The organism is uncultured Chitinophaga sp. (assembly GCF_902168175.1).
Classification (GTDB): domain Bacteria; phylum Bacteroidota; class Bacteroidia; order Chitinophagales; family Chitinophagaceae; genus Chitinophaga.
The window spans coordinates 400,375-421,145 of sequence record NZ_CABHOU010000025.1; the positions used below are offsets into that span (position 1 = coordinate 400,375).

Annotated in this window: 13 protein-coding genes and 1 tRNA gene; 5 read left to right on the forward strand and 9 right to left on the reverse strand. The window is 48.0% G+C overall.

Annotated elements, in window-relative coordinates; genetic code table 11:
• Nucleotides 1-13: 13 nt before the first annotated feature.
• Both QZT80_RS05075 and QZT80_RS05080 read right to left on the reverse strand, forming a co-directional pair.
• Nucleotides 14-2,041 carry a RagB/SusD family nutrient uptake outer membrane protein gene (locus QZT80_RS05075; RefSeq protein WP_295118590.1) on the reverse strand — a complete coding sequence of 676 codons (2,028 nt, stop codon included), beginning with the start codon at nt 2,039-2,041 and terminating at the stop codon, nt 14-16.
• Nucleotides 2,042-2,058: 17 nt separating this feature from the next.
• Nucleotides 2,059-5,283 carry a TonB-dependent receptor gene (locus tag QZT80_RS05080; RefSeq protein ID WP_295118593.1) on the reverse strand — a complete coding sequence of 1,075 codons (3,225 nt, stop codon included), beginning with the start codon at nt 5,281-5,283 and terminating at the stop codon, nt 2,059-2,061.
• A gap of 293 nt (nt 5,284-5,576) precedes the next feature.
• Here QZT80_RS05080 and QZT80_RS05085 point away from each other — a divergent pair, with 293 nt between their 5' ends.
• Genes QZT80_RS05085 through QZT80_RS05095 form a run of 3 tightly spaced genes read left to right on the forward strand, consistent with a single transcriptional unit; the run spans nt 5,577 to nt 9,566 of the window.
• The gene (locus tag QZT80_RS05085; protein WP_295118596.1) at nt 5,577-6,941 is read left to right on the forward strand and encodes a glycoside hydrolase family 88 protein; all 1,365 of its coding nucleotides are present in this window, start codon (nt 5,577-5,579) and stop codon (nt 6,939-6,941) included.
• Between the two features lie 5 nt (nt 6,942-6,946).
• A complete protein-coding gene (locus tag QZT80_RS05090; protein ID WP_295118599.1) occupies nt 6,947-8,272 on the forward strand; it encodes a hypothetical protein in 1,326 nt (441 codons plus the stop codon).
• Between the two features lie 31 nt (nt 8,273-8,303).
• Nucleotides 8,304-9,566, forward strand: coding sequence for a DUF4861 family protein (locus tag QZT80_RS05095; RefSeq protein WP_295118601.1), 1,263 nt, complete (start codon nt 8,304-8,306; stop codon nt 9,564-9,566).
• 184 nt (nt 9,567-9,750) lie between these two features.
• On the opposite strand, the gene QZT80_RS05100 is transcribed toward QZT80_RS05095, so the two are convergent.
• The 4 genes from QZT80_RS05100 to QZT80_RS05115 form a co-directional block, all read right to left on the reverse strand.
• Complete coding sequence (locus QZT80_RS05100) at nt 9,751-10,758, reverse strand: GlxA family transcriptional regulator (RefSeq protein WP_295118605.1); 1,008 nt, start codon at nt 10,756-10,758, stop codon at nt 9,751-9,753.
• 234 nt (nt 10,759-10,992) lie between these two features.
• Nucleotides 10,993-11,063, reverse strand: a tRNA-Gln gene (locus QZT80_RS05105).
• A gap of 191 nt (nt 11,064-11,254) precedes the next feature.
• On the reverse strand, nt 11,255-12,286 hold the full coding sequence (locus QZT80_RS05110; protein ID WP_295118608.1) for a glycosyltransferase family 9 protein: 1,032 nt from the start codon (nt 12,284-12,286) through the stop codon (nt 11,255-11,257).
• 1 nt (nt 12,287) lies between these two features.
• Nucleotides 12,288-12,890: a DUF4254 domain-containing protein gene (locus QZT80_RS05115; RefSeq protein ID WP_295118611.1), complete on the reverse strand. Its 603-nt coding sequence runs from the start codon at nt 12,888-12,890 to the stop codon at nt 12,288-12,290.
• A gap of 132 nt (nt 12,891-13,022) precedes the next feature.
• Here QZT80_RS05115 and QZT80_RS05120 point away from each other — a divergent pair, with 132 nt between their 5' ends.
• Nucleotides 13,023-13,541 carry a sigma-70 family RNA polymerase sigma factor gene (locus QZT80_RS05120; protein ID WP_295118614.1) on the forward strand — a complete coding sequence of 173 codons (519 nt, stop codon included), beginning with the start codon at nt 13,023-13,025 and terminating at the stop codon, nt 13,539-13,541.
• Nucleotides 13,542-13,550: 9 nt separating this feature from the next.
• Nucleotides 13,551-14,882, forward strand: coding sequence for a S41 family peptidase (locus tag QZT80_RS05125; RefSeq protein ID WP_295118617.1), 1,332 nt, complete (start codon nt 13,551-13,553; stop codon nt 14,880-14,882).
• Between the two features lie 370 nt (nt 14,883-15,252).
• Here the strand turns inward: QZT80_RS05125 and QZT80_RS05130 are convergent, their stop codons facing one another.
• The 3 genes from QZT80_RS05130 to QZT80_RS05140 form a co-directional block, all read right to left on the reverse strand.
• Entirely contained in the window at nt 15,253-15,996 is a 744-nt protein-coding gene (locus tag QZT80_RS05130; protein ID WP_295118620.1) for a hypothetical protein, read from the reverse strand.
• Nucleotides 15,997-16,060: 64 nt separating this feature from the next.
• On the reverse strand, nt 16,061-17,455 hold the full coding sequence (locus tag QZT80_RS05135; protein WP_295118623.1) for a hypothetical protein: 1,395 nt from the start codon (nt 17,453-17,455) through the stop codon (nt 16,061-16,063).
• 74 nt (nt 17,456-17,529) lie between these two features.
• Nucleotides 17,530-20,733 (reverse strand): TonB-dependent receptor, encoded by a 3,204-nt coding sequence (locus QZT80_RS05140; protein WP_295118626.1) that lies wholly within the window; start codon nt 20,731-20,733, stop codon nt 17,530-17,532.
• Between the last annotated feature and the right edge of the window lie 38 nt (nt 20,734-20,771).

Genomic DNA, 20,771 nt, shown 5'->3' on the forward strand with positions numbered 1-20,771 from the left:
CAACCATTTAAAACTAATTATAGCCGGGATTCTGATAAGCCCTCTTCTCCTCTGCCGTTAATGGCTTACCATTAATGGTAGTCGCATCTATCTGTAAAGAAGGAATTGGCCTCAGCTTGTGAAAGTCTTTGACATTCGGCGCATCCAGGTTAAACAACACCGTGCGGGGAACCAGCGTTTCGGTACGCACCAGGTCTTCCCAACGGTAAAACTCACCACACAACTCTCTTGTACGTTCATTCAGCATAAAATGAATGAAACGGTCCGCAGTACTGGTAACTGTGGGTGGATACTGTTCACTCGCGGCATTGGTCGTAAACAGGTCCTCTGTTGCCGTCATAGCTGCCACCGTATTGGTTACATCGCCCTGTGTACCACCATGCACCTGCCAGAAGGCGGGATTTTTAAACTCCCCGTCTCTGTATGCAGCACGCCTTCTTACTTCGTTGATATAAGGCAGCGCTCTGCCATACTCTCCCTTACGTCCCAATGCCTCGGCAGCAATAAGATAGGTTTCGCCAAGGCGGGCCATGTTACCATTACGTACGCCTCTTTCCTCATTGTAGTTAGGTGTTACACGTACAGGATCGAGGTGCTTCACCAGTGCTAACCATTTATTATTGTTGATGCCTTCTGCTAATGCACCGCCGGCTGCCCTGTAATAACGCGCATATACGTTAAAGCGGAAGCGGGTGGTATTGGCCAGTTCGGCAGCGGTAAGTGTAGTGTTCCTATCGTTCACAATAAACAATGCAGCCGTATCACCGTTACCGTAACGGGGTTTACCTATCAGTGCGGGCGTTGGTGCATCGGCAGCAGTGAACTTAGGCACTACGTTATCTGCAGCGGTAGTGCTGCCATTATTGCGATAGTACACGGTGCGGAAGCTCTTATAAAAACGCGAATCGTTCTTGCGGTCGAACAGGTCCATGGTATAATCGGTAGGCCTCAAACGACGGTAAGGACGCATATTGAAATTATCGACCGTTCTTAATAAACCTGCAATACCACCATCGTAAGCCATCATATAAAACAAATGCGCACGGTTACCACTGCTGCTGTTAAGGCTCGATACATTACTGAACTGCGCTGCAAAAATGATTTCCTTGCTGGCCTGCGCGGCCTGGAACTCAGCATAGTCAACCGCATTTACGCCGCTCGCATAGTTGGTATTGTATGGAGGATCGCCGTTAACACCCACTGGCGGAGTGGTTACCTGCGGATATCCTTTGGGATACACACCTTTCCATAGATTCATATAGTTGGGCTCCAATATGTAGTTGCCGGAGCTGATCACCAGGTCTGCAAAATAAAAAGCACTATCCATATCGGTAGCCTGTTGACCACGCTGATCGGTTACGGCACTGCCACGGGTAAGGTATACTTTAGCGAGGAAGTGATTGGCCGCACCTTTTGTTGCCCTGCCTAAATCTGAGGTAAGCGGTGCCAGTGTTTCGGAAGCATATCGCAGGTCGGCAATGATCTGTTTGTACACATCGGCCACACTTGCCTTGGGAAAATCGCTGCGGGCACCGGTAGCGGTGTTTAATACCAGGGGCACACTGCCAAACTGTTGTACGAGCTGGAAGTAATAAAAGGCCCTGAGAAAACGTAATTCAGCAATACGCTGGTTCTTCGCCGCCTCGGTAGAGAGTGTGCGCGAAGCCGGGTTGTTGTAGAGGGGAAGGTTCTCAATCCCCAGGTTACAACGGTTAATACCGAAGTAGTTATTCGTCCATAAACCATCCAACAAACCCTGGGCGGGGTTCAGGAATGATTCGTCGTAGGTATTGTAAAACGAATAGTTAAACTGGTCGCCGAGGCGGAACTCGTCGGTACCAAAGTTGTATAATGCATACACCTGTTCGTTCTCATATTTCCAACGGGTACTGGCGTACGCCGATTTCACCAGGTCTTCGAGGCCCTGGTCGGTTTTATAGTAGTCGTATGTAAGGGTGCTTACCAGTTCTTCCTTCACGAACTTTTTGCAGGAAGTACCAAAGCTCAGCACACATATTATCAGTAAAAGATACTTTTTCATAACTTCTTTTTTAAAAATTAAAGGCCTAAACGCACACCAAACAACACGCTGCGGTAGTTAAACGAAGTGGGGCCCGGAGCGGAGGTGGAACTGGTGGGGTAAGAGGATAAGTAAGGAACGGTTTCCGGATCGGCCGTTTCGTAATCAGAAAACAGGAAGGGGTTGAGCACGTTTACATATGCGCTCAGGCTGGGTATCCTTAACTTATCCAATAACCTGCGCTGGAAGCGGTAAGTAAGGGAAATGTTTTTCACTCTTACAAAATCGCCTTTCCGGAAGCCCATTGCCTGCCAGTACTGCTGGATGTCGATGGTGTTATTGGCCTGTGCATACTCGTTAGACGGGTTTTCCGGTGTCCAGTAATTCACTTTAAAGGATTGATAACGGCCGTTCAGACTGGGCCTCATCTCCCTTATCAGCGATCCCTGACGCATATATACAAACACGTTTAACTCGAAACCTTTATAACTAACGGTGTTACTGATGCTGGCTGTCCACCTGGGATTGTGCGAACCGAGTACCTGTTTGTCCAGCTCTGTAATAAGGGTATCAGCATTTAAATCGGCTACATAGGCACGGCCCGGCTGGTAAGCTGCATTTGTTTTGTTACCGGTTTTTTGCCAGAAGTAATCGTACAATATGCCTCCTTTAACGGTATCTGCATACTGGAACACTCCTTTGAAATTATAATCGTAATAAATGCTCAGCGGCTGACCAATGAACCACTGGCTCGCTATATTATCATTCTTAGTTTCCAGGCGATTGATCATCTCTTTATTCAACCCGAATATGAAATCGGTCGACCACATAAAGCCATCGGGTTTATTAATATTGAGGGTCGACAAACTGAACTCGATCCCTTTATTTTCTACCTCACCCACATTCACCTGCACCGTGGAAAACCCGCTGGTAGAAGGTAAACGTTTACTCAGTATCTGGTTACTTTTTGTTTGATACAAATCCACCGTACCGCTGATGCGGTTGTTCAGGAAACCGAAGTCGAGCCCGATGTTGGCGGAATTTGTTTTTTCCCAGGTAATATCCAGCGGCAGGGTGTTGGGGCCATAACCCTGTGCGGCAGAAGGCCCGAAATTATACGGCGTTCTTACCAGCGTACCGCCTGCCAGGTAGGGACTGATACCGGCATTACCTACAGAACCGTAACCCAGTCTGAGTTTCAGGTTGTCCACGTAACTAACGTCCTGCATAAACTTCTCCTGGTTAATTCTCCACGACAATGCACCGGAGGGGAATACCTGGTGCTGGTTGCCGGCTGGCAGTACAGACGACCAGTCGTCGCGTACGGTAAAGGTGAGCAGGTATTTATCATCATACCCATAGTTGATCCTGCCGAAATACGACCAGTTCTGCGACTGTGTAAATATGCCCTGCGCCTGGTTAGGTGTGGTAGCAGAGTTATTCTGCAGAGAATGCCATTTCTGACTTTCGTAGATCAACTGGTCCGCACTTACAGAATTTTCTTCAAACCTGTTTTTCACAAACTCCTGTCCTACCACGAGGTTCAGCGCATGTTTCTGCGCAATACGCGTATCGTACGTAAGGAACTGCTGTGCCGACCATGTAAAGTAATTGCGGGTAGTATAGCTGGCGGTAGATGTACCGCCTACCCTGGCAGAAGAAACCGAGCCGCTGAAGGCACCAATCGTTACGTTAGAGAAATCGATATTCGCCGCCGCCCTGAACTTCAGGCCCTTGAGGAGTTGCACCTCACCGAATATGTTTGGGATAGCGCGATTGATACGCGTTTCATTAAATATCGTGTTGATATCGTTCAAAGGGTTTACGATATTGGCATCGTTGCCTGGTGTCAGAATAAATGCGCCCGTACTGTCGTAAGGCTGTGCGATGGGCAGCATGCCTGAGGCATTACGGTACACAGTAGGGCCCGTATTCTGGATGGCAAAGGAATAAAGCATACCACCACCAAAGTTCACCACATCATGCGGTTTTACGTCCGCATTCAGGCTAAATGAATAGCGGTTGTAATCCTGTCCCTTCTCCAAACTCTTCTGATCGAAGTAACCTGCAGAAAAAGAGCCTTTGAATTTATCGGTACCACCGCGCACCGTAATGTTATGGTTATTGGTGATACCTGTTTGCAGGCCGTTCTTTTGCCAGTCATACCCTCTCACTTTATTCGGGTCATAAATAGCAACACTATCTAATACCGCGAGGCGAAGGTCCGCGAGCATTTTTCTCTCCTCTGCCGTAGTAGCACGTTTAGCTGCAATGTTACGCGACCGGTCTATCCAGGTATAACCATCTGCCACACTCTGCCAGGTGTAATAATCCTGCCTGGCACCAAACAGTACAGAGTCGATCGAGGGATCGGGGAAGTAATAGCTGGGATTAGTAGGCGTAGCGCCGCTTAGTGATTTGTTATACGAGCGCGAACCAAATTGCGCATCGCGCCGCATTTGCGCATAACCGGCTGCATCAAATACTTCGAGCGGACGGATAATATTATCGAAAGAAACCTTTCCGTCATATTCCACCGTTACCCTGCCAGCCTTACCTTTTTTGGTAGTCACCTGTATAACACCGTTCGCACCGCGCGATCCGTAAATCGCGGTGGCCGACGCATCTTTCAGTACATCTATACTTTCGATGTCTAAGGGGTTAAGGTCGTTAATACTGGAAGAGATGGGCACACCATCCACTACCACCAGCGGATCGTTGGTAGCCACCAGCGAGCGGTTACCACGAATACGAATGGTACCGCCGGAGCCCGGACGAAAAGAGCTGGGGGTGGATACAAGTCCCGGGATACGCCCCTGCAAAGCCTGTGTAAGGTTCGGGGTGGGAATTTCCCGTAACTTGTTTTCACCAACAGAAGCCACCGATCCTGTTACATCTCCTTTTCTGCGCGTACCATATCCTACCACTACTACATCCTGTAGCGAGGCAGTGTTAGGTTGCATAGAGATGCTGAGGGACTGGCCTGTTACTTTTATTTCCTGGGTAAGGTAACCTATATATGTTACTACCAGGCTGCTGGCTGTTACGCCGCTAATCGAAAACGTACCGTCTTTCTTTGTAATTGCGTTGTTGGTTAATCCTTTCTGTTGAATCGTAGCGCCTTCGAGGGGAATTCCATTTTCATCTGTTACCCTCCCGGTAACTGTGGTCGCAGACTGTGCGAATAATACTGAATGAGAAGTGAGGGTTAGCAGAACGAGCATGAGCAGCCTGTTCCGCCACTGTATCAGTTTGGGATTCATAAATCGTGGTATTTAAATAAAGAACTTTAGATTGATACGTTAAATTATAATGGATGCAGCTATTTAGCGTCCTGCTCTATCCTGTTTGATACTTTTTTACCCGTTCTTTAAATTGTACCAATGACACTTACATAGTATTTCCGGGCCATGTAGGTACAGGATGCACAAAATGATCACAATTTATATATTGCTAATCTGTACAGTTCCACGGGCAGAGATAATACGCGTTATGAACAATACTGTACACGATTTACGGGCTACAAATGACTTATAAATTTCCAATTTCCACACATATGAAAAATACATTCCGCAGGCGCACGGCGCTCCTGCCCGTTGCATGCCTGTTGCTGGCCGCGCCGGCACAAGCACAGTATGTTAGCGGCAAAGGCAACGATGTTACATCTCCCCTGCACCTTACGAAACCAGATTATGTAACGCCGTATGGCGAAACCACACCCGAAAAAGTAAAAGTGGTGCTGGACCGGGTGTACAATTACCTGGATGGCGTTACGCCGGTGCAACTGGTGGATAAAACCAGCAAAGAAGCCATAGATATCAATAAGGCCACTACCAACAGTATTTTCAAACAAGGCGATTTCAGACTCACCAGTTATGAATGGGGCGTTACTTATACAGGTATGCTGGAAGCCGGTGCAGCTACCGGCGATAAAAAATATACTGCCTACACTATTAAACGCGTAAACTTTTTAGGCGATGTGGTAAAACACTACAAGTCTTACCTGCAAAAGAACGCCGGCGCAACTACTCCCGTACGCTCTGTACTGGAGCCACATGCGCTGGACGATGCCGGTTCGCTGGCCGCCTCTATGATTAAAGCATTAAGCAACGGGGCCGACAAAACAACGGTAAGACCAATGGTTGACAACTTCCTGAATTATGTGATGACCAAAGAATTTCGTTTAACCGATGGCACACTGGCCCGTAACCGCCCGCAACCCAATACCCTGTGGCTCGACGATCTGTACATGAGCCTTCCTGCCATTGTACAAATGGGCAAACTCACTGGCGACAAAAAATACTTTGATGAATCGATTAAGCAATTCAGACAGTTCAGCGCCCGTATGTTTAATAAAGAAAGAGGTTTGTTCATGCACGGATGGGTGCAGGACATGGAGCCGCATCCACAGTTCCATTGGGCCCGCGCCAATGGCTGGGCTATTATGACAATGATCGAACTGCTCGATGCTTTACCTGAAAACCAGGAAGGCCGCGATGAAATATTAAAAACACTTGCACAACATGCAGCAGGACTGGCCGAACGCCAGGATAAAACAGGTTTCTGGCACCAGTTACTGGACAGGAACGACTCTTACCTCGAAACATCGGCCACTGCTATTTATGCTTATTGCATTGCGCGTGCAGTAAACAAAGGCTGGTTACACCCAAAAGCCTACGGCCCTATGGCACTGCTTGCCTGGAATGCGGTAAGCACCAAAGTAGCCGCTAACGGCCAGGTAGAAGGCACCTGCGTAGGCACCGGCATGGGCTTCGATCCGGCATTCTACTATTACCGCCCCATCAGCAATTACGCCGCACATGGTTACGGCCCGGTATTGCTGGCCGGCGCGGAAATATACCGTATGCTCGGTTTACATCCTTTTGAGATCAACGACAGTTCCGTACAGATGAAAAAATAAAATGCATGAAATCTTTTTGTACGATCGCCGCTACTTTACTGATGTTGTCTGCACACGCGCAGATAGGCAAAAGGTTCCCTTCGGAGCGTAAAGTGATAACAGATCCTGTAACAGGCACCAAACTTACCTTCCTGACCAGCACTGCCGCCGGCGATTCCAAAATATACCAGACGCATAACCAATGGACTTCCGACGGGCAATGGCTCATCTTCCGCTCCAACCGGGTTAAAGGGGAGGCCATGGCCGTGAACGAGAAAACCGGCGACATGGTACAGGTAACAGAAGGTGGTTACAGCGGCATGCTTAACATTGCCCGTAACTCCATGAAACTGTACTTCATGCGGAACAAAGAGAATAAAGAAGTAGAGATTGTAGAAGTGGATCTGGAGAAACTGTTTAAGGACAGTAAAGCCGGTAAACTGCAGCCCGCAAGTATTTACCAGCGCATATGCGGCACCCCCGCCCCGGAAATTGGCGCCAGCGGTGACCTTGCATTGGATGGTGATGAAAACTGGGTATACTTCCGCATAGGAAAAGAAGAAGCCGCCAGGCGTATAAGTCCAGGCACTAAAATAGAAAGCAGCTTCGGCCCGAGAAAGATGGGCGCCGGCCCTTCCGGCATCGGCGCGATGAACGTCCATACAGGCGAAATGAAACACGTGGTAGCCGTACCGTTCCAGGTAGGGCACATTCAAACCAATCCATGGGTGCCCGGCGAAATCGTTTTCTGCTGGGAAACCGGCGGCAAGTCGCCCCAGCGCACCTGGACGGTAATGGCCGACGGTAGTGGGCTGCGTCCCTTATACCCGGAGGCAGAATATGAATGGGTAACGCATGAAGCGGTGATCAGTAAAGACGAAGTGGCCTTTGCCATCATGGGCCATCGTAAAATACCGGCCAGTACTAAAAACGTAGCAGAAGGAACGGCAGTAGAAGGTGCCAATCCCGGTCAGGAAGCAGCCTGGGGACCATCGGGCACCAGGGAGAAACCGACAGGGCTGGCCATTGTGAACTTACGTACAAGGGAAGTGGAAATAGCAGGCCAGACCAAAAGCGGCAGCGGCCTTTGGCACGTTAGCGGTTCGGCAGACGGACGGTTTGTCGTAGGCGACGACTTCGCCCGTAACATCTACCTCATCGACCGCCACAGCCGGGAAATGTTGCTACTGTCTACCGGCCACAAAACCACCGCGGCCGATCACCCACATCCTACCATGAGTCCCGACGGTACAAAGATCCAGGTACAATCCGCCATGCTGTCTGCCGACGGCCGGTCGATGAACATTTGTATTATACCGGTACCGGAAGCATGGTTGAAGCGGAAGTATTGAGTATATTGTTAAAAAAAACAGCACATTCCACATGAAACAAGCCCTTTCCCTGCTGTTGCTCACTGCAATGGCGGCCACGTCCTGTAAATCAACGAGAACAAGCCAGATACAGCTCGAAAACACTTCACCCTTAAGTCTTACCGACAAAGCGATCGTAATTGCCCGCAGCAGCCTTAAAAACGTTCCTGAAGGCTATAAGTTCCCGGTGGTACTATCGGCCACTAACGACACTGTACCCTCACAGGTAAATGATATGGACAGCGACGGGCAGTGGGATGAACTGGTTTTTGTAACCAATCTGCCAGCCAATTCAAAAAATACATATGCTTTAAGCTGGGCCGATGAGAGCCCCGTTTATACCACACGCACCAGTGTACGTTTTGGTAAAAGAGAATCGGCCACCGCCCCGGTTAAACCAGCATTAAGTGAAACGCTGAACCGCCAGGACATGCCCAAAGCGCAGGGCTTCCAAAAGTACCAGACCGACGGCCCTTCCTGGGAAAACGACAAAGTAGGTTTCCGCCAATACTTCGACGGCCGTAATGCAAAAGACCTGTTCGGCAAACTAACACCGGGTATCACACCGGAAAACGTGGGTATTAATGCCCAGGGCGCCGTAGAAGACAACTATCACGTAATGGCAGCCTGGGGCCGCGATCCGCTGGCCGTAGGTAATTCCAATGGCATAGGTGGTGTAGGTTTATTGTCTGATACCAATGTGATCAGACTCGGTGTTACTGTAGACGACAGCATCAACAACATAGAAAAAACCGACTTCTCCATTATCGCCGAAGGCCCCGTAAAATCCGCCTTCCGTATTAAATACCAGAAGTGGTATAACTGGAACCTCGAAGAAACAGTTAGCATCACGCCAGGCATGTACGCCTACCATAACAGCGTTAAGATCAGCAACACTGACGGCGGTGAAAAACTGCTGATAGGCATCGTGAACATCAACGCAGTCAATCCTCCCCAGGAAATAAAGATCAGCGACCGCTTGACGGCCCTGGTATCGCATGAAAGGCATGGGTACAATAAAGAGTGGATCATAGGATTGGCGCTGTTATTACCCACCGACCGATACGAAGGTTACATAAAGGCGCCGCAGGGCAACAAACTCACCAGCTGTTATCTGGCTAAAATGAAAATAACCGGCCAGCCCCTGGATTATTATGCGGTAGCGGGTTGGGAATTAAGTGATAAAGGTTTTGCCGATTCTGCTTACTTCCGGCAGTATGTCATCAACCTGGGCAAGCAAATAGATGCCGAAGTTAAAGTGACCGTTTTAGATTGATATTAAAAGGGAACAGGTTAAACGCCTGCTCCCTTTTTCATTAGTGGTGGAAATAATTTTTGTCTGATTTCGCCGGCTGTACCGGAAATATTTTATTGGTTTGCTGCACACAGTTATTTCCATCCACCTAAATACATAGCCCGCCACCAAAGGTTAGCGGGCTATTTGCGTAATGATATTTTATTTAGTCAGGCGTGGTATCGGCAGAAATCAATTCAGCATCTTTATTATAACGCTTGCGGTAATCGAGTGGCGTGAGTCCGGTTAACTTGCGGAACAGTTCACGAAAAGCTTTGACGTCGAGGTAACCTACTTCGTACATTACTTCACTCACTGTTTTATGCCCCGATTCCAGGAGTTTCTTCGCCGTTTCGATCTTCACACGCTGCTGGTATTCCAGCGGCGTATTACCCGTAGCGCGGAAGAAACGGCGGTCGAAGTTACGGCGGCTTAAGGCCAGTATATCGGCCAGCTGGTCCATCGAGAAACGTTCCATGATATTCTTCTCGATCATCTCCTGCGCTTTCATCACAATATCGTCTGTATGATCTTTTTGTCCGTTGAAAATAGTGAACTGCGACTGGCTATCCCGGTCCATATCTACCTGGAAGATCTTCGCGCAGAAAATGGCGGTTTCACGGCCGTAATACTTTTCCACCAGGTACAGTAAAAGGTTAAGGAAAGAGAACGCGCCACCGTTGGTATATATACCTCCTTCATCCGTAAGTATTTTATCTGTCTGTAAAATTACCTCGGGAAACATACGGTGGAATTTGGAACTGGCTTTCCAATGTGTAGAGCATTGTTTGCCCTCCATTAGCCCGGTAGCCGCCAGCAGGAAAGCGCCGGTACAAATACTGGCCACTTCGGCACCCAGGTGGTGTTGTTCTTTTATGAATTCAATACATTGTTTATTGATGCTGATGGTATGTTCCAGACCACTGTAGGCCTGCGCGGGAATGATGAGCAGGTCGGTTTTCTTCACGTCTTTAATATGCAGGTGCGGACGGATAGAAAATACACCATCGTACAGGTCCAGCTGTTTGTTGACGCCCGCCAACTGCACCTTAAACACAGGTTCACGCCCCGTGAACTCCATGTACTCGTTCGCCTTAAGGAAAAACTTGTACGGACCTATTACGCTACTGAGGTTATTTTGCCCGGCAGGTATCAGTATGATCAGTGATTTCATCCCAGGATATATTTAGCCTAAAGGTAAGGCTTATTGCATGTCCAAAATGCCCCCTGGAACCGTCTGTTTAAGCCCGTGTTATTCTTTCACGAACACCCCGGTCTTCCACCCCCCTGCCTGAATCGCATTTCATTCTCTACCGGGTTAAATTTTAATCACAAACCGTGATCATAGTTGGCCTGTTCGATAAAAAAAACCGCCGCAATCAAAGATCGCAGCGGTTTCATTTTCTTGTTGTCCTACCAGGATTCGAACCTAGACAGTCTGAACCAAAATCAGATGTACTACCTTTATACTATAGGACATTACCGTATTTATTTCTAAAACAAAGATAGAAGTTTAAAACATCATCCCGTCTTTTTTCCTTTTTTATGTCCCTGTTTAACGGCACTCATTATGCTATGAGATATCGTTTATTGGGATGGCAAAATTATACTTTTTTTCTATTCTGCAAAAAAAACTTTTATAAAATCGCCTAATCCTTTACCACAGATCATTACAGGCCACAAACCTGCTCCACTTTGGTGCTGATCGTTTCGGGTTTTATATTTTCCATACACGCATGATCGCCACGGTAGCAGGGTTTATTGCCAAATACAGAACAGGGCCTGCAATACAAATCGGTTTGCACCACATTGGCTTCCAGCTGACCATATCCCATAAATCCCGCAAAAGGATGGGTTGCTCCCCAGATAGAAACCACCGGCACGGCAAACAACGATGCCAGGTGCATATTGGCCGAATCCATACTTACCATCACATCCAATTGACGGATGATGGAAAGTTCCTCGGACAGCGAGTATTTACCGGCCATAACCTGTACGCCGGGATACCTGGCAGCGATTTCGTTCAACAGGGCCGTTTCATTTTTGCCGCCGCCGAAAAGCAGTATATCCGCATCCTTCCGTTTCCAGAGCGCGGCAATAGCCTGCTCCATTTTTTCAATGGGATAGGTTTTTTCACGGTAAGTGGCAAAAGGCGCTACGCCTATCCACTTTTTAGCTGCTTTTTGGGGCACTGAAGCGGAAACAGCACTCTTTTCCGGAGCAAGCGCTGTAAGGGCGCAGGAATAGCCTAACTGGCGAAAAACAAGGGCATAGCGCTCTACTGTAGTGGTCAGTTGTTTTAATTCCTTGTTTTCTTTGCGGGTAAGGGCCTTTTTCTCATCGCGGCCTTTGTCGATACCTCTTACGGGCGTACCCGTAAGACGAAAAAGGGTGCGTACGACCCTGGAACGTAACACGTTATGCAAATCGGCCACCGCATCGATCCTGTAAGCTGCCCGCAGTTCGCGGAACAGGCGGTACAGGCCTTTCAGGCCCTTGTGAGCGCCCTTCAGGTCGGCCGGGTGGAAGACGAGCCGGGGAATACCTTCGCAAAGCGCTGCCCAGTTGCGGTTACTAACGAATACGATCTGTATACCGGGATTGGCTTCCAGCACCTTTAGCATCACAGGTATTGTCATAGCAGCATCGCCCATGGCGGAGAAGCGGGTAGCCAGAATGGTTTTTAGCTGGATATCTGCCATACTACTTCTGTGCGTAGAGTATGGGGTTCAGCGAAGGATCGTTATACATCTTCATCTGCTTGTACACCTTCATGTACTTACGGCCTTTCTGGATGTCGCCCAGCAAATCTTCAATCGCTGAAGACAGGTCGCGGTGCTGCTCGAGCAGTACTTCCAGTTTACGCTGGCAGGCGGCACGGTGCTCATCCGTAGCATCTGTACGGGTGGCTTCCTCCTGCATATGGTATATTTTCAGGGCCAGAATGGAAAGGCGATCGATAGCCCAGGCCGGGCTTTCGGTGTTAATGTTCGCATCCGGCTGAGGAATTACATTACTAAATTTATCCAGGAAATAGCTATCAATGTATTCCACCATATCGGTACGTTCCTGGTTCGACTTGTCGATCCAGCGTTTGATTTCCAGGGCTTTTACCGGATCGATCTTAGGATCGCGGATAATATCTTCCAGGTGCCACTGTACCGTATCTATCCAGTTTTTGGCATACAGTAAATGCTCAATGGCTGATTTTTCAAAAGGATTTTCTACCTGCCTGTACACATCGTCGGTAAGGTGGTAGTCCGCAATGCTGCGAACAAAGGTCTGGTAACACACATCTGTAAACATGCAGCAAATGTAAAAAACTTCCGGTACTAATAGGTACCCAACCCATAATCGTTCGACCGTACAAAAAGGTAACATTTGCCTTAACGTTGGGATAACATCCCTTTCCTACATTTATTATCCGAAAGATCCACTATGTCTGATAACCCTACTAAACATTTTCAGGAACTGTTCGACGCCAACAGGGACAAAGTATTCCGCTTTGCGCTGAAGCTTACGGGCGACGCAAGCCGGGCGGATGAAATTACCCAGCAGTGCTTTATACGGCTTTGGGAAAACATGGAACAGGTGACCCCGGGACAGGATATTTTTCCCTTGTTGTTTGTATACGCCAAAAACCTGGTGATCGACGAGTCGCGCAAATTGTACCGCAGCCGCAAGGCTATGCAGGAACTTCCGCAGCCTGGGCACGATGCGCCTGTAGATAATATTTTGCTTGAAAAAGAATACCAGTCGCATTTGCAGAAAGTGATTGAAAAAATGCCCGACCAGCGCAAGGCGGTGTACCTGCTCAGTCGCGACAAAGGCTGCACGAACCGGGAAATTGCGGTACAATTATCCATTTCTCCGGCTACTGTAAAAAACCATTTAACCCTCGCGCTCCATTTCATCCGCCGTGAAGTAATGTCACATTATGGGATCGAGCCGAAATAAATTCCGCTTATGTCGCTCCGCTATCTTTTTTTACTGTTGATACCGGTATGCTTCGCATGCCGCAAAAACGATCCGCCCAAACCGCAGCCCAGTGGCCCTGTTACCCGCACTGAAATCAATACCTGGATACTTGACAGTCTCCGTTACTTCTATCTATGGAACGATGCACTACCTGCCCGCCCCGATACCTCGGAAGAAACGCTTGCCTGGTTCAAAAGCCTGCTCTCCCCTTCCGATCTCTTTTCTGTACTGTATCACCCGTTGTACGACAGTACTCAGCCACAATACTTATTAACCAATTTCGGTATCGAAATGAGTGTATTGCAATGGCCATTAGCTCCGGGAGGCGCAATTGGGATCATAAAACTCGTAGTACCATCCTCCGATGCTGCAAACCGTGGATTAGTGCGCGGGAGCTATATTACACGTATCAACGGCGAATTGATTACCCCGGCCACCGCCGCGCAACTTGTAAGCAACATGCCTGCAGCACAAACGCTTTCGCTTACACCAGCTACTATTGAACAAAATAATGTTACGGAACAGGCGGCCATCTCTCTTCAAAATAAAACTTATGAACACCCTCTTACCTACAGTATTGAGCTGATAAACGGCCGCACCACTGCCCGCCTTTTCTACAACTCCTTCCGCGATGCTACCAATGCGGAATTGCTCAGCACTTTTACGAAATTTAAACAGTCGGGGGTAAAGGAACTCGTACTCGATCTCCGTTATAACCGGGGCGGCAGTGTATCTTCCGCAGCGATGCTTACGGCACTTATTGCTCCCGGCATTAACGCCAACAGTGCATTTGTACAATACAGTGGCAACAAACGTCTTGGCAAACACGCCTACTCGTTTGCACAAATACTCGCTGTGCCCGAAAACGGTCAGCCCGTTTCATTCAGTTCCCTTGCGCCCGGCTCGCTGGGGCTCTCCCGCGTATTCATCCTCTGTGGGCATGAAACCGCATCGGCGGCAGAACTTGTCATCAATAACCTGAAACCTTTTACCAAAGTGGTGCTGATAGGCGAAAAAACGTATGGAAAAGATAAAGGGGCTATATCGGTAAGGGATATGCGCAGCCCGCGGCGTGTGCCCTGGATCATGTTGCCTGTTACTTACCATCTCGCCAACTCAAAAGGAGAAGGGAATTATGCAAATGGGATCACTCCGGATTATGTATTGGATGAAATGAGTGAGCAGCCCCTGGCCGACCTGTTGTATCGCCAGGCATTTAACATTATTAATGAGAACGGTCGTATGGCGGCGCTACCTGCATATCGTACTTTGTTCCGGCCAACGTATAATGTGTTGCCGGTAGTGCTGCCGCATCCTTAAAAAAGATAGCTGCGGAAGCCCTGCCGGATAAACAGGGAACCACATCCAGCCAAAGAATATTCATTTATTAGAGATGTGATCTTATTTTTCCAGGAAACAATCTTCACGGTTAAAATTTGATTGAACTATCACGCCATGTGATAGCGTTTTGCTGTTACCTTCCTTAACGGGAAAGCGCTGCGTAAAAACGCTGCGCCGTCATCATGTGAAACGAATTAAACACTTGTTATATTCAGACATTAAAAAGGCACGGCGTTAATACACCGTGCCCTATCGTGAAACGAATAATTTCTATTGGGGCCGGGTAAGAATACATTCGCCCCTTTTTTAAGCGTAGTTAAACAAACAGGTTGAGAATGTATATATGCTATTAATAAGGCAATTTTGTTACTTCTGTTGCGTAGCTATAACGTCCACGCTGTACCAGATGCATCACCGTAACTATAAACCTCCCATTTTCCGTAAATGAGAACTGGGTAACGTCACGACCACCCGCCAGCAGGAATTCGCCTGTGGCAACGTCTTTGAATTTCAGTTCATAACCTAAGGGCGAACCATCTGCACCTATATAACGCAATGCAATTCCCAGGGGATGCATCTTATTTCTTTCAAATTTGGGGAACACCTTCAGTGGTGTTTCGTATTCGCCTGCTTTATACAGATAAGCGTCTACCGTTACACCTTCTGGCATAATTTCCACCGGGAGTTTATTATACAAACGTACTTCCACCGAGTCTGGGTGTACCTCATCCGTTCCACCTTTCACGAATTCTTTCATACCCAGTACCTCGCTCCACGCCAGCTTAAACTCATAAAACTCACCGGCCACCGGGGCTAACAAAGTGTCCAGCAATGCAGCGCCTGTATTTTTATCTTTAAATTGAAGATGTATTTTCTTTCCCGCAGGCAACATATGTATTGGCGACAGTGTGCCGGCAGCTGCGAGTGTATCAACTTCTTTATTATCCACAAACACCGTCATATCTGGTGTTTCGGGCAGCGAAATAATCTGGGCCCTGAATGAAGCAAAATAAAATTCTTCCACAGGTTCTCCTTTTTTACAGGCGAACAGGGATATCGCCATCATACAAATCAGTGTAAATCGTTTCAACATGTTTAACTTATTTTTTAATGAAAAAAGCAAGTACAGGGAACATCCCTGCACTTGCCTGTAAATACTATAAAACCCTTGCCCAAACGTTAACACCCCATGTTGCACCACTAGGTACAGCACCGGCGCCATAGAAAGCAGCATCACCACCAGTCGCAGCAGCGAAGTTGGTGAACGCGCTACGGCTAAACGGATTGGTCAGGCTGATACCAGCATTGGCAGTGCCACTGGTATAACCACTGTTCAGTGTCAGCGGGAACGTGTAGTTAGAGAACACATTAGACAGCTCAGTTGAATAAGCTCTAACGTAACCGTGAGACAGGCTGTTGTCCAGGATGGAGATACCACGAGTGTCGTACCAGATTTTGGTATAACCCGGAGGAACACCACCACCGTCAAGAGAAACACCATTGTTGAAGCCCAGGAAAACAGAGTTCCTGATAGAGAACAAAGTATTCCTTCTCAGATGAGCCGCGCGGCCATAAGTAGCGGTTGGTGAAGTGTAAACAGTGCTGGCAGCGGTAGCAGTAGGCTGGCCAATGATAGTGAAATGGTTCAGTTTAGGGAAAGTGCGAGGTGTTACAGTAGTATCACCTGTAGCGTTACCATCCATTTCGATACCATTAGACTGGCTCTTATCAGCACGTGAGAAGTCGCTCAGACCCAGTGCATAGTCGATAGTACCAGTGTAACCGTTGTCAAAGTCAAACATGTCATCCTGAGAATCCACTACGATCAGGTGATCGCCATTTACAGTACCACCAAAAAATTCGATACCATCGTCTTTAGACTTGTACACCTCTACATAGCTGAGGGTAGTTCCAGAACCAACACCAGCAAGGGTCAGACCATTGAGTTCATTGTCGGTAGACAGTTCCCAGCCAGCGTACTCGATACGTACGTATTTCAGGATACCAGAGTTGTCGCTATCGTTGGTGCCACCATAAGTAGCATCAGCAGGAGGAGTACCGGTAATGCCTTCTACTACGGTAGTGTTAGCACGGTTGTGCCTGGCTTCACCCAGGATCACAATACCGCCCCAGTCACCAGATTGAGGGCTTGCAAGGTTTCTCCATGAAGTAAACACGATAGGACAGCTGGCAGTACCTTCAGCGTCGATGTAACCAGATTTAGTGATTACCAGGGTGCCACCGGCAGTACCAGGATTGTTGTCATCTATTCTGGGAGTACCTGCCAAACCACGAACGAGCGTACCTTCTTCGATGTTCAGCGTACCAGTTACGTACACGATACCATCAAGGTAATAAACAACATCATTCGTCAAATTTTTAGTGCCGGAAATTACACCACGCAGTGTGTCAGTAGCAGTGGAATCAGAGCAGACGCTAATAAAGCCTGCATTAAGTGCGCGGGCACCAGGGGCATTTTGCTCTTTCTGACAGCTTGTGCCCAGGGCTACGAAGGCGGCTGCAACAGAAAGAATAAGGGTCATCTTTTTCATGGCTTTGCTTGTTTTTTTTAGTTTTTCGAGTTACACAAATGAATACCTGATCAGGATATCTGGATACGCGTATTTTAGAATCTGTAAGTGATCGTACCGCTCCAGGTTCGGCCTGGCATGGCTTTGTACACGATCTTGTCCTGCCCTTTGTTGTACAACAGCTCGCGTGATTGCGGCGGTACACCCAGCACATCTTTTCCCATGTCTGCATAATAATTCTCATACACCATGGAGAAGCTGTTCAACAGGTTGCTCACATTCAACCGCAATTCCAGTTGCTTCAGCGGACGGAATGCGATTTGGGCATCAAGGGCTTCTATCGGACGTTCGAATTGAGAATTGCCATAGAACAACGCAGGACGAAGCATGCGGTTGCTCACCCAGTTATACACCAGGCTGGCCGATAAAACTTTAGTATCGAAGTAAGCTCCAGCATTCACAGTGTAGGTGCTGGCACCGGCCTGCGTACGGTCCTGTTCTTCACCAATCGTTTCTTTCACTATTATCTTTTCGTTGTCGGTCGGTGATACTTCGTACGACAACGTCATCGGGGTTACTTTCGATTTCAGGTAAGTAAAGTTGCCATACAGCGTAAGGTTGCGTATAACCGGCGCATTAATGAACGACAAACGTTTTCTTGCTTCCAGTTCCAGGCCATAGTTTTTGGCCACTTTACTGTTTCGCAATTCAAAAACGCTTTGCTGATCGTTTTTAAATACCTCCATCGGGTCTTTCATATTTTTATAGAAAAGCGATACCGATAATATTTCGCCGGGGGCAGGATACCACTCGTAGCGGAAGTCGTAGTTGTCTATCAGGGTTGATTTCAGCAGGCCTGCTTCGTAAGCGCCTCCCAGTTCGAAATCATACTCGCGGAAAAACGACAACTCGCGCAAATCGGGACGGATAATACTTTTCGCATAGGCCAGGCGCAGGTTCATGGCCGGCGTCAGGCTATAGGTAAGGTTTGCAGAAGGGAACCAGTGCAGGCTTTTCTCCCGGTTTTCGAGCGCGCTGTAGTCATAAGGTCTGCCGCGATCCGTGGTTATTTTGCGGAACAGGGAGTCCAGCACATCGTTCACACGGTTAAGGTCATAGTACTCTGCACGTACGCCCCATACCAGGCGCAATTTGTCTGCTATTTTATTGTCCAGCATCACAAAAGGCGCGTGCAGTGAAGCTTTTTTATGGAAGTTATCGTTAAACTGGCTCAGTGTAACAGTAGCTCTTTCCGGATCGAAATAATGCGCCAGTGGTGGGTAACTCAAATCAGAGCTGCCGCTGCCAAGGTTTATCACGTAAAAGCTTCGATCTTTGAACCAGCCGGCATAACCCACTTTCAGCGCGTTGCTCACCGCGGCGTTGCCGAGGTTAAATTTGAACGGCACGCTCATCGCCACATCCCAGTTCCATGAATCTTCCACTGCGCGGCTCCACCAACGTAACGCACCGCTGCTCAGGTAACTGTATTCGTTGCCAATGTTATATTCGTTGCTCTTAACCGATTGGTCATCCAGTATTTTCGCTGCCATGAAATGATTGTCCGGGCGCATACGATCAAGGTGAGTATAGCTGCCCAGCCATTTCAGTTTAATGCCGTTGTTTCCCAATGTATGCTCGCCTTTCAACTGGTTCTGCCACATATTGGTTTGTTGCGCCATATCGATGTAACCCAGCGCCAGTCCGGGAATATTACCATGCTCGCCCGTGCCCAGCAGCAACTGTTGATCATAAGTCCGTAAGTAAATGGTGTTATATGATACGCGATGTTTTTGGCCCCTGTAGCCAATGCCGGCTAATCCACCGAGGTTAGTGGTAATACCATAACGTTTGCCCTGAAAGCCTACAGAATCGGGTCCAATTACCCACAAACCTTCCCGCACAAAGCCATCGCGGGTCATCAGCACATCCTGGATTTGCATCGTGTTGCGATAGCTGGCAGACAGCACTGCCCCCCACTGACCCTTTTCGGTTTTTCCAAAGTTGTAGCCGCCAACCAACTGGTAGTTCTGCGAAGGATGCGCTTTCTTTTCGAACACGCCCCAGTTATTGCTGAATGCGTAGGCATCTTTACTGCTATTGTTGTATGCTTTTACGATCTCGCTCAGGTTATTCCATTTGCCGGACCCCAGCAGTTCGCGATGCGAAGCAGGTTTTGCCCAATATTCATCACCGTCTAATTCAAGCGATTTAAAAGTTTCACCATTGGTTTTACTGTTCACACTGCCACCTACGCTCAGGTTCAGGAAGTTTACAGTGGGAATATCCAGGGTGTTCACTTCCACCAAACCACCGCCAAATTCGGCGCTACGATCGGGCGTAAGGGTTTTGATCACGGTTACGTTCTCAACAATGTTGCTCGGTATAATATCAAAAGAAAAGTTTTTACGGTTCAGCTCTGTACTGGGCATCACCTGTCCGTTTAGTAAGGCCTGGTTATAACGTTCGCTCAATCCCCGCACTACTACATATTTATTATCTACAGTAGCCAGACCGCTTACGCGCTTTAAGGTTTCGCCGATGTTTTTATCCGGCGTACGCGCAATTTGTTCGGCACTGATACCGTCGGTGAGGGCCGCGTTGTTCTTTTGTAAAGCATACAAACCTTCCACGGAAGCACGTTTGTAGTTGGCCGTTACAGTTACGCCACTGAGGCTGGAAGCACTGCCGTTCAGCACAATATCCAAGGGTGTGGCAACACCTTCCTTTACAATTACGTCCGTGATTTTTTTGGTTTCAAAAGAAACAAAACTAAAGGTAACCGTATAAATACCGGGCGCTAACGGGAGTTCGTAAGTACCATCCACCTGCGATACCACACCGGTATTATTGCTGGCCTGAATAGTAACACCGGGCAATGCTTCGTTCCGGTTGTTTACTATTTTACCGGTTACCCGTCCTTTATCCACACGCTTTTCCTGCATGCCTTTTTTGATAGAAATAATTTTGTCGGCATATTTAATATCAAGCGGCATATTTTCATCCAGGAATAATAATACATCGGCGAGTTTACCATTGCCAAATTTGATTTCGCGGATGGTACACTTCTCCAGGTATTCAGGATCGTATATGAAGGTATAGGTGGTTTGTGACTGCAAAGCCTTTACCACGGCTGCTGCAGTAGTATGTTGCATTTTCACGTTTACTTTATCACCAAGCACCTGGTAAGACTGTGCGGCCAGTGCGCCAGGAAGTTTCAGCATGAATAAACAGAGCAGGATAAGAGGCACATGCACCTTTAACTTCCTGTAATAATCCCTGTGTGTAGACTTTCGCATGTTACGATAGTGGTTTTGTGGTTGAATAATTCGTTTAT

Excerpts from the sequence above, each read along its gene's own strand:
- QZT80_RS05075 (WP_295118590.1), bottom strand. The coding sequence starts at position 2,041 with ATGAAAAAGTATCTTTTACTGATAATATGTGTGCTGAGCTTTGGTACT.
- QZT80_RS05080 (WP_295118593.1), bottom strand. The coding sequence starts at position 5,283 with ATGAATCCCAAACTGATACAGTGGCGGAACAGGCTGCTCATGCTCGTT.
- QZT80_RS05085 (WP_295118596.1), top strand. The coding sequence starts at position 5,577 with ATGAAAAATACATTCCGCAGGCGCACGGCGCTCCTGCCCGTTGCATGC.
- QZT80_RS05090 (WP_295118599.1), top strand. The coding sequence starts at position 6,947 with ATGAAATCTTTTTGTACGATCGCCGCTACTTTACTGATGTTGTCTGCA.
- QZT80_RS05095 (WP_295118601.1), top strand. The coding sequence starts at position 8,304 with ATGAAACAAGCCCTTTCCCTGCTGTTGCTCACTGCAATGGCGGCCACG.
- QZT80_RS05100 (WP_295118605.1), bottom strand. The coding sequence starts at position 10,758 with ATGAAATCACTGATCATACTGATACCTGCCGGGCAAAATAACCTCAGT.
- QZT80_RS05110 (WP_295118608.1), bottom strand. The coding sequence starts at position 12,286 with ATGGCAGATATCCAGCTAAAAACCATTCTGGCTACCCGCTTCTCCGCC.
- QZT80_RS05115 (WP_295118611.1), bottom strand. The coding sequence starts at position 12,890 with ATGTTTACAGATGTGTGTTACCAGACCTTTGTTCGCAGCATTGCGGAC.
- QZT80_RS05120 (WP_295118614.1), top strand. The coding sequence starts at position 13,023 with ATGTCTGATAACCCTACTAAACATTTTCAGGAACTGTTCGACGCCAAC.
- QZT80_RS05125 (WP_295118617.1), top strand. The coding sequence starts at position 13,551 with ATGTCGCTCCGCTATCTTTTTTTACTGTTGATACCGGTATGCTTCGCA.
- QZT80_RS05130 (WP_295118620.1), bottom strand. The coding sequence starts at position 15,996 with ATGTTGAAACGATTTACACTGATTTGTATGATGGCGATATCCCTGTTC.
- QZT80_RS05135 (WP_295118623.1), bottom strand. The coding sequence starts at position 17,455 with ATGAAAAAGATGACCCTTATTCTTTCTGTTGCAGCCGCCTTCGTAGCC.
- QZT80_RS05140 (WP_295118626.1), bottom strand. The coding sequence starts at position 20,733 with ATGCGAAAGTCTACACACAGGGATTATTACAGGAAGTTAAAGGTGCAT.